Origin of the sequence: Aliterella atlantica CENA595 (assembly GCF_000952155.1) — a bacterium.
GTDB classification, from domain to species: domain Bacteria; phylum Cyanobacteriota; class Cyanobacteriia; order Cyanobacteriales; family Chroococcidiopsidaceae; genus Aliterella; species Aliterella atlantica.
Window position 1 is genome coordinate 21,599 of the sequence record NZ_JYON01000019.1, and the last position, 13,606, is coordinate 35,204.

The following is a 13,606-nucleotide window of genomic DNA, read 5'->3' on the forward strand; positions in this document are numbered from 1 at the left end:
AACAGTGACCAGTGACCAGTTATTAGTTAAATTTTGGTTTCTAGTTACCGAATTTCTAATCTAGTCTAAAAGCAGGATAAAAGTTAGTTTAGGGATTGAATTAGAGCTTTACCCATTGCTTGACAGCCTAATAAGTTCATCCCTGGAGCCATAATATCGCCTGTACGATCGCCTTGCTCTAATACTTTTAATACTGCTTGCTCGATGCGATCGCTAGCTTGGGGTTGATTCAAACCGTAGCGTAACATCATGGCTGCACTCAAAACTTGAGCAATAGGATTAGCTTTATCTTGCCCTGCAATATCTGGCGCTGAACCGTGTACTGGTTCAAATACTCCAGGTCCTTGCGCCCCTAAACTAGCAGAAGGTAACATTCCGATACTACCTGTGAGCATTGCTGCTGCATCGGAGAGAATATCGCCAAACAAATTACCAGTAACAATAGTGTCGAACTGTTTGGGATAGCGAATTAACTGCATAGCAGCATTGTCTACATACAAATGCGTTAGCTCTACATCTGGGTATTCTGAGGCTAAGGCGTTGATGCGATCGCGCCACAATTGCGATACATCTAATACATTGGCTTTATCTACCGAACACAGCTTTTTGCCGCGTTTTTGTGCTGTTTCAAAGCCTACTCTACCAATGCGATCGATTTCGGCTTCTGTATAAGCCATTGTATTTACTCCCCGTTTTTCTCCAGTTTCGGTAGTAAAAATTCCTTTTGGCTGTCCGAAATAAACGCCGCCTGTTAGTTCGCGAACTACCATAATATCAACGCCCTCAACTATTTCCTGTTTCAAAGAAGAAGCATCTATTAGTTGCGGTAATATTTTCGCTGGGCGTAAATTAGCAAACAGCCCTAATCCTGCTCTTAGTCCTAATAGTCCAGTTTCGGGGCGCAAATGACGCGGCAAATTGTCCCATTTATAACCGCCGATCGCAGCTAATAATACAGCATCGCTATTACGGCATTTATCTAAGGTTTCTTGGGGTAATGGTTCGCCTGTAGCGTCAATGGCTGCACCTCCCATTAAGGCTTCTTGAAATTCAAAATCAATATTTAGCTGTTTACCGACTACTTGCAATACTTCTTGGGCTACTGCCATAATTTCAGGACCAATGCCATCGCCTGGTAAAAGCGTAATTCGGTATATCATCTCTGGTTAGTTCGTAAAATGCGTATTTTTTGAGGATACGCGACTTGTGCGATCGTATTGTATAAACGTGGTAGACAAATAGCACTACTAGACCAAATTGTACAGACGTAGCAGTGCTACGTCTCTACCGCCGTGCAACCATTTCGATGGCTAATTGGATTGCGGCTTTCATACTGCTAGGATCGGCAATGCCCAAACCTGCAATATCAAATGCTGTTCCGTGATCTGGAGATGTGCGAATAAACGGTAAACCAATCGAAGTATTAACAGCGCGATCGAAGGCTAGCTGTTTGACAGGAATTAACCCTTGATCGTGGTACAAAGCCAAATAAGCATCGTGGGCTTTTGTAGGATCGATCGCACCATACCAAGCCTGACTCGGTTTTACCCACATAGTATCGGGCGGAATGGGACCATCTAATATTGCTTGCGGACGGCGATCGCGTTCTTGTTCTAACCAGGGAATTAACCAGTCTTGTTCTTCTGTCCCTAATTGTCCTTGTTCGCCGCTGTGGGGGTTTAAACCAGCGATCGCAATTCTCGGCTGCTTGATGCCAAAATCGCGTTCCAAGCACTCTACTAATAGATCGAGTTTAGCGGTCATTAATTGAGGCGTGAGCGCGTCTGCTACCTGTCTTAAAGGAATATGGGTAGTAGCAAGCAAAGTCCGCAGCGTCCAGGCGCTATGAGGCGACTTCCCGAAAAATAACATCCCAAATTTCTCAACGCCTGCTTTTTGGGCTAATAGTTCGGTTTGACCAGGATAATTATATCCCGCAGCTTTCCAAGCTGATTTAGCAATGGGTGCTGTAACAATGCCGTCAAACTCACCAGCTAGTGTACGCGCGATCGCATTTTCTAAGTAAGTAAAGCTAGCTTCCCCACTACCAGCATTACCTGTACCGATAGTAATGTGACTTTGCAAGTCAATATCTTTAATAGGTAGTTCGTTAGGATTAACGTAATTTTGGGCGGTAAAATTAGGCTGATTTTGCAGATGTTGATAAGTTTCATTTAAATGCGATCGGCTGCCAATTACGGTTATGTCGCAATCTTGAGTTATTTCCGTATCCGCTAGCGCTTTTAAAACTACTTCTGAACCAATGCCAGCAGGATCGCCTACAGGCACAGCCAAACGCGGACGGATGGTTTTTGATGAGGTGGCTAAATGCGATCGCTCTAGTGAATACATCCCGTAAATACCTGAAACTGTTTTAAGATACGTTACATATATCTAATTTTCGCAAATCGATTGGAGGAATACATAAAATGAGCGAAATGTACACAGCAGCTATTTTGTCATTTTCTTTAATTTTCGTGGGTATAGTCCTCGGCTACGCTCTACTTAAAATTCAAGGCGACGAAGAAGAAGCGCTTTAATAATTCGTAATTCGTAATTCGTAATTATAAGAGGACAAGGGGGCTAGGGGGATCTCTTCCTGCCTCCCCTGTGATTTGTCAAGTAAAGTCTGGTAAGATTTTATTAATAATATTTAAGAATCATTAAGTAACCCCTCATGACTTTATTAGTTGTCGGTTCCACAGGAACCTTAGGAAGACAAGTAGTTCGCCGCGCTCTCGATGAGGGGTACAAAGTACGCTGTTTGGTGAGAAGTCCTAAAAAAGCAGCTTTTTTGAAGGAGTGGGGTGCAGAACTCGTCCCAGGAAATTTGTGTTATCCCGAAACTCTGAAGCCAGCGTTAGAAGGCGTTACGGCGGTAATTGATGCGGCTACGGCTCGTCCTACCGACTCACTAAGTATTAAGCAAGTAGATTGGGATGGAAAAGTAGCGCTAATTCAAGCTGCAAAAGCTGCAGGTGTAGAGCGGTTTATCTTCTTTTCGTTGCTTGATGTTGATAAGTATCCTGAAGTCCCGTTAATGGAAATTAAACGGTGTACGGAGATATTTTTAGCCCAATCTGGTCTAAATTATACAATATTGCAACTATGCGGCTTTATGCAGGGATTGGTCGGTCAGTATGCCATCCCAATCTTGGAAAAACAGGCAGTATGGATTACTGGCGAATCTTCTCCCATTGCTTATATGGATACTCAAGATATCGCTAAGTTTGCAATTGCTGCTCTTAAAGTGCCAGAAACAGAAAATAAAACTTTTCCGGTAGTTGGTACTCGCGCTTGGAGTGCAGAAGAACTTATTAGCTTATGCGAGAGGCTATCAGGTCAAGAAGCTAGAATCACGCGGATGCCAATCAACTTGCTGCGGACAGTGCGCCATGTATCGCGTTTCTTTCAGTGGGGATGGAATGTGAGCGATCGCCTAGCTTTTGCTGAAGTCATGGCAACAGGAAAGCCTTTAGCTGCCCCAATGGATGAAGTATATCAAGTATTTGGGCTAAATCCTGATGAAACTACTACTGTAGAAACCTATATGCAAGAGTATTTCAGCAGAATTATGAAAAAGCTCAAAGAGTTAGATTACGAGAAATTAAAAACTAAAAAGAAAGCACCGAAAAAGACTCCGTTTAAAAAGCCTCAGTAAACTAATTTGATAGTTAAGGGAAAGGCGTAATATCCTCTGGTAAGCCTTTCCCCAGCAAGCTTAAAACTCTTGCTCTTGAGGAGATTTAGACTTATTCTTAGCTTTATTGGCACTGCGCTTTAACGCTTGCAAACGGCGCTCGTACTTCTGCCGTTGGCGCTTGCTTGGTGTTTGGTCAATTAAGGTCTTTAAGGCGCTACCAAGGCTCTTGTAAGCATTGGGGAGAGTGTAACCGAAACGAGTAGCAAGAGCGATCGCTCTCTACAGTTTTTTACAGCTTGGGTATATTGCTGGCGTACAAGCATTTAAAAAAGGAGATAAATTCTGCATAAAAGCGATCGCGCGTTACCTAGTTCTGAACTCAATACTAGAGCTAAAGGTTAAAACTAACTATCCTTAATGCTACTTATAGTCTGTCGCTACTTATAGTCTGTCGTCCTATAGTTATCATTGCTCAATCTTACCCATTCTATGGATATTACAGAGCAATTTGGGAAAAAAGTTAGACATTTGCGAAAGCTTAAAAATCTTTCGCAAGATGAGCTTGCAGAATTATGTGAATTGCACCGTACTTATATTGGCTCTGTTGAACGAGGAGAAAGGAATATAACCTTAATTAATGCCAACAAAATAGCTAACGCACTGTCTGTAAGTTTAGCTGAACTGGTAACGGAATAATGGATGAAAGAATCCTAGAGCAAGTTCTCACAAGATATCAATACTCATTTGTTGAAAAGGTTTATGCAGAAGAAAACGAAGAACACGATCTTTTAATGGATGTATTTGGTATTTCGCCCATACTAAAAAAAGAAAACAGACAATATTGGGGGCGCGAACTAGGTATGTGTTGGCAATTGTTGGTTGTTGAAATATGTAGAGCCTATTGCACCAGTTTTCAGCCAGCATTTAAGGTAGGTAGCGATGAACCATGCGATCTTATTGTCGATAGATACGCAATAGATACAAAATATCGTATTGGCTCTGGAGACTCTGGAACGCTTAAAAAGTTTAAATCTTATGGTCAATTACTTCGTACCTATAAATATGAGCCAATTCTTTTGATCCTTAGAGAAGATAATTTACCCGCAGCGATCGCCGCCTGTCAAATTGGCACTTGGCAAGTTTATACAGGTGACGATTCCTTTGTGTTCCTACAAAGAATCAGCAATTTTGATTTAAAATCATTTCTTATTCAGAGAGTGGGAGCATTCCCTGTAAACCGCTAATCCCATCGAGGCGCTTGTTGATTATTTCTAGGTAGTCAGGAACTATTTCGACTCCAACATAATTAATTCCTAGTTCTTTTGCAGCAAGCAATGTAGTTCCCGATCCTGTAAAAGGATCGATGAGAATAGAATTTTCCAAGCGTGGCACAAATATTTCAACTAGTTTCCTCATTAGAGAAATTGGTTTCACTGTGCAATGAACATTAAAATCCTCAGTTTTATCGCGTTGTATACCTTCCAAAATATTTGATTGAAAACCACCAAACTGTTCTTTGGCATAAAAAAGCCCTGTGCCATACTCTAGGAGAGTTTCCAAATAATTATTAGATAGTGGTTTTTGCAATACACAAATTGCTTCCCATTCATTTCTCAAGCAACTGTGCCAACCGTCCCATTTCTCTGGTTGTTCGTACCCTTTTTTCTCCAATTGTTGTTTGATGTTGACACCTTTAGGGATACCACTCGATCTTTTATAAACAAGCATATCTCTAGCATAGAAACCCGCATTTTCTAGAGAAACTTGTACATGAGCAACAGTTCGGGTGCTGTTGAAAACTAAAACTGTTGCACCAGGCTTGCAGATCCTAAAAAGCTGCTCGCCCCATTCAAAACACCACTTCTCATAGTCAAGAATATTGTGACGATTTCTTTGATACCATTTCTTATTTCTAACTCCCCCTGCCAAACCACTGCCATAAGGAATATTCTTAACTAAAGTTTTATTCCCCTTGCCACTGACTTTTTCAATACGTCTTTGAATTTCTGAGTTATCCCATTTATGACCAATAAATTCATAGTTATAAGGTGGATCGGTAATGCACGCAGAAATATAATTTTCTGGCAATGTTTTCATTACTTCACGGCAGTCACCAATTAATATTTCATTTAAAGGAGGGTTTTGCATTAACTAGAAAATTACTCAATATGATACTTATAGTATTCATGATTGAGTCTGTCAACTAGTACAAAATAGTTGTGATAACTAACGTTACTCACTTAGAAATTTATACAGTGTAATTATTGCGATCGCATAATGGGCAAGGGGAAGAGAGGCTAATTAGACTTTAGCCTCGATATCACTTTTCCAAATCGTGCTTAAATTTCCTCTACCTGGGCAGACTTAGACTTATTTTTAGCTTTATTAGCACTGCGTTTGAGCGCTTGTAAACGGCGCTCGTACTTCTGCCGTTGGCGCTTGCTTGGTGTTTGATCGATTAAGGTTTTCAAGGCACTACCAAGGCTCTTGTAAGCATTGGGGAGAGTGTAACCGAAACGAGTAGCAAGAGCGATCGCTTTTTCGTCAGCATCGGTCATTACTTTTAACTGTTTCTCGCCGTTGTTTTTCACATATAGGCGATAACCAGAAACTCCACACAAAGTAAGCGCTAATAGTAGCAGCAATATATCTTGTACCCATAATTCGCCTACAGCACCGCCTAAACCAATCGCCAAGGCTGCCATTTCCCAGCCATCTTTGGGGATAGTATCGCTTTGGACGCGGGAAATTTCGTGCCAAAACAGTAAATTGCGCTGATCCATTGCTAAAGCATCCCACTTTACCAAGTCGATTTGAATTTCAACTTGGTCGCTACCAACTTCCTCAGACCGAATTAGCGGTGGATTTACTTCTGTTGTGCCTTCAACTGTTACCCAGCTTTGCAACTCTGGCGGCATGATAGTTTTTAATCTTCTTAGTTCGCTCATTTCAGCTTTGGCTGAAGAGGTAGCATAAGATGTCATAGATTCGTTTCTCTGAAAATTTCAAATAAAGCTTCTATATCCTATTTTGAACTATATTGCACTGTTAAGCAGCTAGTTAAGATAGCAGCAGGCGATCGCCAACAAAACACAACTATATAAGATCGTTAATAGATTGTTACCATTTCAGTGATAATCTGAAAAATGGCATTAGTTCTCCAGCCGCCGAAACAGCTAAATTAATACATAAACGAAAGCATGGTCACTACGGCAGAAAAAGCAAACATTGGTTACATTACGCAGATCATCGGTCCCGTTGTAGACGTTAAATTTCCTAACGGTCAGATGCCGCAAATCTACAACGCCTTGACCGTTAAAGGTACTAACGAAGCCGGACAAGAAGTTGCTGTTACTTGTGAAGTACAGCAATTGCTCGGCGATAACCAGGTACGCGCGGTTTCGATGAGTACCACCGACGGCTTAATTCGCGGCATGGAAGCAGTAGATACTGGCGCTCCGATTACTGTACCAGTCGGTGCTGGAACATTAGGACGTATTTTCAACGTATTGGGCGAACCTGTAGATAATATGGGACCTGTCAATACCGAAGCCACTTTCCCAATTCACCGCGCTGCACCATCCTTTACCGATTTAGAAACTAAGCCTTCCGTATTTGAAACAGGAATTAAGGTACTAGATTTATTAGCTCCTTATCGTCGCGGCGGCAAAATTGGTTTATTTGGCGGTGCTGGTGTAGGCAAAACCGTCATCATGATGGAACTTATCAACAATATTGCGATCAATCACGGTGGCGTGTCCGTGTTTGCTGGTGTAGGCGAACGCACCCGCGAAGGTAATGACCTCTACAACGAAATGAAAGAGTCAGGGGTTATTAATGAAGAAAATATTGGCGACTCAAAAATTGCTTTAGTCTACGGTCAGATGAACGAGCCACCTGGAGCCAGGATGCGCGTTGGTCTAACTGGTTTGACAATGGCTGAATACTTCCGCGATGTCAACAAGCAAGACGTATTGCTATTTATTGATAATATCTTCCGGTTCGTACAAGCAGGTTCGGAAGTATCGGCGCTGCTAGGTAGAATGCCATCAGCGGTAGGATACCAGCCCACCTTAGCTAAAGATATGGGTGACTTGCAAGAGCGGATTACGTCAACTACAGAAGGTTCGATTACTTCAATTCAAGCAGTTTACGTACCAGCAGACGACTTGACTGACCCCGCACCAGCGACTACATTTGCTCACTTAGATGGGACAACTGTGCTATCTCGCGGTTTGGCAGCAAAAGGTATTTATCCGGCGGTAGATCCGCTCGATTCTACTTCAACAATGTTGCAAGCTAGCGTAGTTGGTGAAAAGCACTACCAAATGGCGCGTAGAGTTCAATCAACTCTACAGCGCTACAAAGAACTGCAAGATATCATTGCTATTTTGGGTTTAGATGAATTGTCAGAAGACGATCGCCTAACAGTAGCAAGAGCGCGACGAGTTGAGCGTTTCTTATCGCAGCCATTCTTCGTTGCGGAAGTATTTACAGGTTCTCCTGGCAAGTACGTGAAGCTAGAAGACACGATTAAAGGCTTCGAGATGATTTTATCCGGTCAATTAGACGACCTGCCAGAGCAAGCATTCTACATGGTAGGCAGCATTGACGAAGCGATCGCTAAAGCTGAGAAACTCAAAGGCTAGACAATAATTCGTAATTCGTAATTCGTAATTAGAGGAGGACAAGGAAGAATTTTTTCCCCCTCTCCCTTGTCTCCCCCTCTCCTGCTCTCCATTCCCTGCTCTTTTACAACACCCCATGACACTAACTGTTCGTGTAGTAGCTCCAGATAAGACAGTCTGGGATGCTACGGCTGAAGAAGTAATTTTGCCTAGCACTACTGGTCAATTGGGTATTTTGACCGGACACGCTCCCCTACTGACTGCCCTAGATACTGCTGTGATGCGCGTTCGTCCTGATTCAAATCGGGAGTGGATTGCGATCGCTTTGATGGGTGGTTTTGCTGAAGTTGAAAATGATGAAGTTACAATTCTGGTTAATGGCGCTGAACGCGGTGACAAAATCGATTTAGAAGCTGCTCGCAATGCTTACTCTCAAGCAGAAGCTAAGTTAAATCAGTCGGCAAACGCAAATCGCCAAGAACAAATTCAAGCAAATCAAGCTTTTAAACGCGCCCGCGCTCGGTTTCAAGCTGCTGGTGGCATGGTTTAAAACAGTGACCAGTTTATCAGTTACCAGTGACCAGGTTTAAAGATGGGGGTCGGTGACCTTATCCAAAACATACAACTTTTAGAAGTTAGGGAATCAGACCCAAGAGATGAATATTTAACTGGTCACTGTTAAATTGTTATGTTTGCTCTATTTTAAAAACTCCTCTGACCAGATATTGGTAGAGGAGTTTTTTGCTATTAGAGTTAGAATCTTGAACCTAGATTACCAACGTCCGCGATCGCCAGGATCGCCATAAGGGTCTTCACTTGCTGGACGCACGTTGCCATAATAGTCGCCAGGATCGCCGTACGGATCTTCACTTGCTGGGCGTACGTTGCCATATTGCCCGCGATTACCCCCGCGTCTTTCCATCAGTTTCTTAACAGCCATAGCTGCAATTCCAGCCATTGCTCCTTTTGCTAGGGGATTACTAAATACATTGCCTTGAGGATTACCGCCAATCATCCCCGCAGCACCGCCTAATAGTTGACCGAGTAAATCAGGCTGTTGGCGATGAATTTGACCTGTTGCACGAGCAAGATAGCCAGGATCTTGATAGCGATCGTCTTGACCATCGCCGTCTAAATCGGGGAAGTTATAATTTTGCTGCCGCGTCTGCTGCTGAAGGTAGCGCCCAAATTGCATCCGCTCTTGTGGAGACATCCGGTTAAAAGCTTCGTGGGCAGATTCTTGATAAATATCGTCAGGTAATTGCCTCGACACTTGTTGGTAGCGACTAGCAACTTCATCATCAGAGTATCCTTCGTAAGGCGAACCTTGTTCGTAGCGATTGACAAAATCTCGGTAGTCTCGCTCTGATTCTTGACCGCCACCAAGTATATTTTCTAAAAAACCCATGTCTGACTCCTTTGTGTTATCAAAATTCTCTACAGTGCTGCGGCTGGTTGTAAGTCAGTAAGATCGCGTCCTGTAGGACTATTGTTGTATCCTTGAAACTCACGGTATCTTCTTGCTTCAGCTTCAGGAACTTGAATACCTTCTGGTGGTGGCGTTACCCAATGAACGCGATGTTGAGTATCTCTGTAGTAGACACGACCATTTTTAGATAGGTAGTATTGTCCTTCTGCGCCCTCTGCTTGCTTATTTTTGTGCTGGTTGTAGAGATAATAAAGAGCAGCGGCTCCAGCTAGAATTACTACTTTTTGCTTGTTTGATAATCCTTTACGCGGTTCGACTTGGCGATCGCTATTGCGATAACTTTGGTTTTCAATGCGAGTATTATCTGTAGGTGCAGCAGTATTTACTCTACTACCGCAACCTGTGAAAATTGAGAGCGATAATACTGCTGTAAGTAATAGTGCGATCGGGCGTAACCATCTTTTTTGTGAATGTATTGTCTGCATCGCTTTTCCTTGAGTAAAGAACGCCTCAAATACCAGCTAGAAGTTTTTGGGCTGCTAGCAGCAAAATATCGCTGGCGTTCAATCGATGTACTCAACGATTTACAACAGCAACGTATGCGGCGCTTGCTGGCAATGGTAGCGAAAAATACAAGTCGTTTTATCCAGCCTTTGGTAGAAGTTAAATTCAATACTTCTGACTACCGAAATACACAGCAAGATAGACAATAAGGGAGCGGGAGACGATTGCTATGAGCAACAACACAGACGAGTTAGAAACTACAGAATCAACGCCTTATATCGGCTGGCAAAAAGCGATCGCTCGATACTTCAAGTTTGCCGATTACCGCACTAATTTCAAAACTGAGATTTTGGCAGGTATCACTACCTTTATGACAATGGGCTACATATTGGTAGTCAACCCGATTATTTTGTCAAATGCGATATTTCTTAGGCAACAAGGAGACTTATTTTCGCAACTAGCAGTGGCTACAGCGATCGCCTCAGCAGTAGGAACGCTATGTATGGCTTTATTTGCCAATTACCCTTTTGGGTTAGCGCCTGGAATGGGAACGAATGCATTTTTTGCTTTTTCTGTAGTTTTGGGGCTAAAAATTGACTGGCGACTAGCTTTATCTTGCGTGTTCATACAAGGATTAATCTTTATCGCTCTCACATTTACAGATATTCGCCGCTTGTTAATTAACTGCATTCCTAACACCCTAAAACACGCCACAGCAGCAGGAATTGGCTTATTTATTGCTTATATTGGTTTATCTGGCGATCCAGCTAAAGGCGGCGCTGGGATAATTGTTGCCAATGAGGTAACTAAAACTGCTTTTGGCAGCTTGCGAGAACCAGCTACACTAATGGCGATCGCAGGATTATTTATTACCTCAGCTTTTGTGGTGCGCCGCGTTAAAGGAGCTTTATTACTAGGCATTTTAGCAACTGCTTTAATTGCTTGGATATTTGGCGTTGCTACCCCGCCGCAAGGGATTTTTGCCGTTCCCCAAATACCGCAAGATTTGTTTGGGCAAGCGATTATTGGACTTAGTTACCTAAATGCTAATAACTTCGTCGATTGGTTGGCTGTACTATTTGTCTTCTTATTTGTGGATATTTTCGATGCCATTGGTACGCTCACAGGTGTAGGAATGCGAGCGGGATACATCGGCGCAGATGGACAATTACCCCGCGCTAATCAAGCTTTAATGGCGGATGCAATCGCAACTACTGTAGGTCCTTTGTTTGGTACTTCTAGCGTTACGGCGTATGTAGAATCGGTTGCTGGTGTTGTCGAAGGTGGGCGTACTGGTTTTACAGCGTTAGTAGTTGCAGGATTATTTGCTGTATCTTTGTTCTTTATCCCGATCTTTCAATCTATTCCAGCTTTTGCAACTACGCCTACTTTAGTGATTGTGGGTGCAATGATGTTAGCGCAAGCTAAAGAAATTTTTTGGGAAGATTTGGCAGAGGCAATTCCAGCATTTTTGACTGTGTTTACAATTCCGCTTACTTATTCGATCGCTGAAGGCTTGGCAATTGGCTTTATTTCCTATCCCTTGGTTAAGTCTTTCCAAGGCAAAGCTCATGAAGTACCATTAGGAACTTGGTTTGTTGCTGCTATCTTTGTGGCTAGATATATCTTTATGACACTGCGTTTTGATTGAATATCATTTGTCTTTACACCTTTAGTCTTGTGGGTTTTACAGTAGTCAACAAGATACATACTGCAAAAACTGAATATGACAAAAAAACATTGAAAATGCCCCCTAATAGTAATAATGCTGAGTTTTACGCTATTTTGCTTTCAAAATATCGACCTAAAGTAATCGAAACGGAGGCAGAAAATAAAGCTGCAATCTCTATAGCTGAAGAATTAGAACACAAAAGACTTCGCACTCCAGAAGAAGACGTTTTACTAGAACTGTTAGTAACGCTGATTGAGAAATTTGAAGAGGAGTATTACCCACTTCCTAAACACGAATCTCATTCCATGCTTTTGCATTTAATGGAAGCTCAAAATATTAAAGAGGAAGATTTAGTAGGAATAATTGGATCTCATGGAGATGTTTCTGAAATAGTCAACGGCAAAAGAAACATTGGTAAAGAGCAGGCAAAGGCTTTAGGAGAGTTTTTTCATGTGTCTCCAGAGTTACTTACTTAAATTGGGCAAATCTATTAACCTAAAAATCTGGTTGGTGCAAATAAATCGAGTGGATGGCGTGTTTTACCGTCAATAACTAAATCTGCCATAATCTCGCCTACTACACTAGCAAACTTGTAACCGTGACCGGAACAAGGAGATGCGATCGCAACTTGCTCGTATTGCGGGTGTGGAGCAATAACAAAATGAAAGTCAGGCGTATTTGTATATAGGCAAGTTGAGGCTTGAAGACAATCGCTGTTAAGAGTAGGGATTCTCTGGGCAAGATACTGACGCATCTGCTGAATTTCCTCTACTTGTACGGTGCGATCGATAGTTTCTGCCGTACAAGCAACGCCTTTATAAAAGAAAGCAACCTTGACACCATCTTGCCTTTCTTGGGCAGGAAATCCGTAGAACTTTACTTCATCTTCTGCTTCCCAAATATATATAGGAAAGCGATCGCTTAAAAATGGTTCAATTCCCCCTACCGGATCGAACCAGTACATAACTTGACGTTCTACAGTTAGGGGTAAGTCAAAGTTAAATATATCTGATGCCCAAGCACCAGGAGCGATCGCTAACTTTTCCGCTTCATAGCACCCTTGGGCAGTAGTTACGCGCACGCGATCGCCAGATAAAGAAGCCTCCCAACTCAAAGCAGGTTCTTCAAAATGCAAAGTTGCACCTAGTTCAGTTGCCCGTTGCAAATGAGCGCTGACACTGTTTTCGGGGTGAACGAAACCAGCTTTTTTTTCATAGAGGGCGATCGTGTCGTTGCTAGGTTGGAGGGGAGGAAACCGCCGTTTAATTTCTCTAGCATCCAACATTTCATGCTCTAATCCATGTTCTTTGGCGCTAAGAAGGCTACCTGCAACTGTTTGACTATCAGGTAGCCCCAGCATCAACCCACCTGAAAGCGTTAGTAAATTCTTTCCCGTCTCTTGCTCGATTTGCTGCCAAAGTTCGTAAGCTCTCAGTAATAGGGGTACGTAGGCAGGGTGTTCAAAATAAGCTTGGCGTATTATCCGCGATTTACCATGACTAGAACCTAAATTATGAGCAGGAGTATATTGTTCTAATCCTAAAACTCGCTTACCTCTACGGGCAAGTTGGTAAGCGGTAGCGCTACCCATACCGCCAAGACCGATGACGATGACATCAAATGTATTAGACACTGGTTGTGATTAGGAGACAAGGGGACAAGGGAGACTACAGGGGGATGGGGAAGATATAAGAAAGTTAAGTTTACTCACTTATCTCCCCATATCTTCA

General features: G+C 42.6%; 16 protein-coding genes and 1 pseudogene. 9 read left to right on the forward strand and 8 right to left on the reverse strand.

Annotation, left to right across the window (positions count from 1 at the left end):
* Positions 1-83: 83 nt before the first annotated feature.
* The gene (gene leuB / locus UH38_RS16530; protein ID WP_045055780.1) at positions 84-1,160 is read right to left on the reverse strand and encodes a 3-isopropylmalate dehydrogenase; all 1,077 of its coding nucleotides are present in this window, start codon (positions 1,158-1,160) and stop codon (positions 84-86) included.
* A gap of 124 nt (positions 1,161-1,284) precedes the next feature.
* Positions 1,285-2,352 carry a 4-hydroxythreonine-4-phosphate dehydrogenase PdxA gene (gene pdxA, locus UH38_RS16535; protein WP_045055781.1) on the reverse strand — a complete coding sequence of 356 codons (1,068 nt, stop codon included), beginning with the start codon at positions 2,350-2,352 and terminating at the stop codon, positions 1,285-1,287.
* Positions 2,353-2,429: 77 nt separating this feature from the next.
* On the opposite strand from pdxA, the gene petM reads away from it, so the two are divergent.
* Together petM and UH38_RS16545 are read left to right on the forward strand one after the other, a co-directional pair.
* Positions 2,430-2,540 (forward strand): cytochrome b6-f complex subunit PetM, encoded by a 111-nt coding sequence (gene petM, locus UH38_RS16540; protein ID WP_045055782.1) that lies wholly within the window; start codon positions 2,430-2,432, stop codon positions 2,538-2,540.
* 137 nt (positions 2,541-2,677) lie between these two features.
* The gene (locus UH38_RS16545; RefSeq protein WP_045055783.1) at positions 2,678-3,661 is read left to right on the forward strand and encodes an SDR family oxidoreductase; all 984 of its coding nucleotides are present in this window, start codon (positions 2,678-2,680) and stop codon (positions 3,659-3,661) included.
* Between the two features lie 60 nt (positions 3,662-3,721).
* Here UH38_RS16545 and UH38_RS28225 read toward each other — a convergent pair.
* Positions 3,722-3,922: pseudogene (locus tag UH38_RS28225) on the reverse strand (DUF3318 domain-containing protein); the annotation flags it as partial.
* Positions 3,923-4,132: 210 nt separating this feature from the next.
* On the opposite strand from UH38_RS28225, the gene UH38_RS16550 reads away from it, so the two are divergent.
* Both UH38_RS16550 and UH38_RS16555 read left to right on the forward strand, forming a co-directional pair.
* Positions 4,133-4,339 carry a helix-turn-helix domain-containing protein gene (locus UH38_RS16550; protein ID WP_045055784.1) on the forward strand — a complete coding sequence of 69 codons (207 nt, stop codon included), beginning with the start codon at positions 4,133-4,135 and terminating at the stop codon, positions 4,337-4,339.
* Positions 4,339-4,887 (forward strand): hypothetical protein, encoded by a 549-nt coding sequence (locus UH38_RS16555; RefSeq protein WP_045055785.1) that lies wholly within the window; start codon positions 4,339-4,341, stop codon positions 4,885-4,887. Before UH38_RS16550 ends, UH38_RS16555 begins: the two co-directional genes overlap by 1 nt.
* On the opposite strand, the gene UH38_RS16560 is transcribed toward UH38_RS16555, so the two are convergent.
* Positions 4,850-5,791, reverse strand: a complete 942-nt coding sequence (locus UH38_RS16560; protein WP_045055786.1) for a DNA-methyltransferase — start codon at positions 5,789-5,791, stop codon at positions 4,850-4,852. The genes UH38_RS16555 and UH38_RS16560 overlap by 38 nt on opposite strands.
* 191 nt (positions 5,792-5,982) lie before the next feature.
* Positions 5,983-6,627 (reverse strand): DUF3318 domain-containing protein, encoded by a 645-nt coding sequence (locus UH38_RS16565; protein ID WP_045055787.1) that lies wholly within the window; start codon positions 6,625-6,627, stop codon positions 5,983-5,985.
* A 216-nt stretch (positions 6,628-6,843) separates the two neighbouring features.
* Between UH38_RS16565 and atpD the strand changes: the two genes are divergently transcribed.
* Positions 6,844-8,292, forward strand: a complete 1,449-nt coding sequence (gene atpD, locus UH38_RS16570) for a F0F1 ATP synthase subunit beta (protein ID WP_045055788.1) — start codon at positions 6,844-6,846, stop codon at positions 8,290-8,292.
* Between the two features lie 115 nt (positions 8,293-8,407).
* Positions 8,408-8,821 (forward strand): ATP synthase F1 subunit epsilon, encoded by a 414-nt coding sequence (gene atpC, locus UH38_RS16575; protein WP_045055789.1) that lies wholly within the window; start codon positions 8,408-8,410, stop codon positions 8,819-8,821.
* Between the two features lie 222 nt (positions 8,822-9,043).
* Here atpC and UH38_RS16580 read toward each other — a convergent pair whose 3' ends face one another.
* Together UH38_RS16580 and UH38_RS16585 are read right to left on the reverse strand one after the other, a co-directional pair.
* Positions 9,044-9,679, reverse strand: a complete 636-nt coding sequence (locus UH38_RS16580; RefSeq protein WP_045055790.1) for a hypothetical protein — start codon at positions 9,677-9,679, stop codon at positions 9,044-9,046.
* A 29-nt stretch (positions 9,680-9,708) separates the two neighbouring features.
* On the reverse strand, positions 9,709-10,185 hold the full coding sequence (locus tag UH38_RS16585; protein WP_045055791.1) for a hypothetical protein: 477 nt from the start codon (positions 10,183-10,185) through the stop codon (positions 9,709-9,711).
* A gap of 9 nt (positions 10,186-10,194) precedes the next feature.
* On the opposite strand from UH38_RS16585, the gene UH38_RS16590 reads away from it, so the two are divergent.
* From UH38_RS16590 to UH38_RS16600, 3 genes are read left to right on the forward strand one after another with little or no spacing between them, the layout of a single operon-like run.
* On the forward strand, positions 10,195-10,413 hold the full coding sequence (locus UH38_RS16590; protein WP_045055792.1) for a hypothetical protein: 219 nt from the start codon (positions 10,195-10,197) through the stop codon (positions 10,411-10,413).
* A gap of 20 nt (positions 10,414-10,433) precedes the next feature.
* The gene (locus tag UH38_RS16595; protein WP_045055793.1) at positions 10,434-11,855 is read left to right on the forward strand and encodes an NCS2 family permease; all 1,422 of its coding nucleotides are present in this window, start codon (positions 10,434-10,436) and stop codon (positions 11,853-11,855) included.
* A gap of 29 nt (positions 11,856-11,884) precedes the next feature.
* A complete protein-coding gene (locus UH38_RS16600; protein ID WP_200892477.1) occupies positions 11,885-12,352 on the forward strand; it encodes a helix-turn-helix domain-containing protein in 468 nt (155 codons plus the stop codon).
* Positions 12,353-12,366: 14 nt separating this feature from the next.
* Here the strand turns inward: UH38_RS16600 and solA are convergent, their stop codons facing one another.
* A complete protein-coding gene (gene solA, locus UH38_RS16605) occupies positions 12,367-13,509 on the reverse strand; it encodes an N-methyl-L-tryptophan oxidase (RefSeq protein WP_072044940.1) in 1,143 nt (380 codons plus the stop codon).
* Positions 13,510-13,606 lie beyond the last annotated feature (97 nt).

Coding starts and splice junctions, on each gene's coding strand:
- UH38_RS16565 (WP_045055787.1), bottom strand. CDS start 6,627: ATGACATCTTATGCTACCTCTTCAGCCAAAGCTGAAATGAGCGAACTA.
- leuB (WP_045055780.1), bottom strand. CDS start 1,160: ATGATATACCGAATTACGCTTTTACCAGGCGATGGCATTGGTCCTGAA.
- UH38_RS16545 (WP_045055783.1), top strand. CDS start 2,678: ATGACTTTATTAGTTGTCGGTTCCACAGGAACCTTAGGAAGACAAGTA.
- pdxA (WP_045055781.1), bottom strand. CDS start 2,352: ATGTATTCACTAGAGCGATCGCATTTAGCCACCTCATCAAAAACCATC.
- UH38_RS16560 (WP_045055786.1), bottom strand. CDS start 5,791: ATGCAAAACCCTCCTTTAAATGAAATATTAATTGGTGACTGCCGTGAA.
- UH38_RS16585 (WP_045055791.1), bottom strand. CDS start 10,185: ATGCAGACAATACATTCACAAAAAAGATGGTTACGCCCGATCGCACTA.
- UH38_RS16550 (WP_045055784.1), top strand. CDS start 4,133: ATGGATATTACAGAGCAATTTGGGAAAAAAGTTAGACATTTGCGAAAG.
- UH38_RS16595 (WP_045055793.1), top strand. CDS start 10,434: ATGAGCAACAACACAGACGAGTTAGAAACTACAGAATCAACGCCTTAT.
- atpD (WP_045055788.1), top strand. CDS start 6,844: ATGGTCACTACGGCAGAAAAAGCAAACATTGGTTACATTACGCAGATC.
- petM (WP_045055782.1), top strand. CDS start 2,430: ATGAGCGAAATGTACACAGCAGCTATTTTGTCATTTTCTTTAATTTTC.
- atpC (WP_045055789.1), top strand. CDS start 8,408: ATGACACTAACTGTTCGTGTAGTAGCTCCAGATAAGACAGTCTGGGAT.
- UH38_RS16555 (WP_045055785.1), top strand. CDS start 4,339: ATGGATGAAAGAATCCTAGAGCAAGTTCTCACAAGATATCAATACTCA.
- UH38_RS16580 (WP_045055790.1), bottom strand. CDS start 9,679: ATGGGTTTTTTAGAAAATATACTTGGTGGCGGTCAAGAATCAGAGCGA.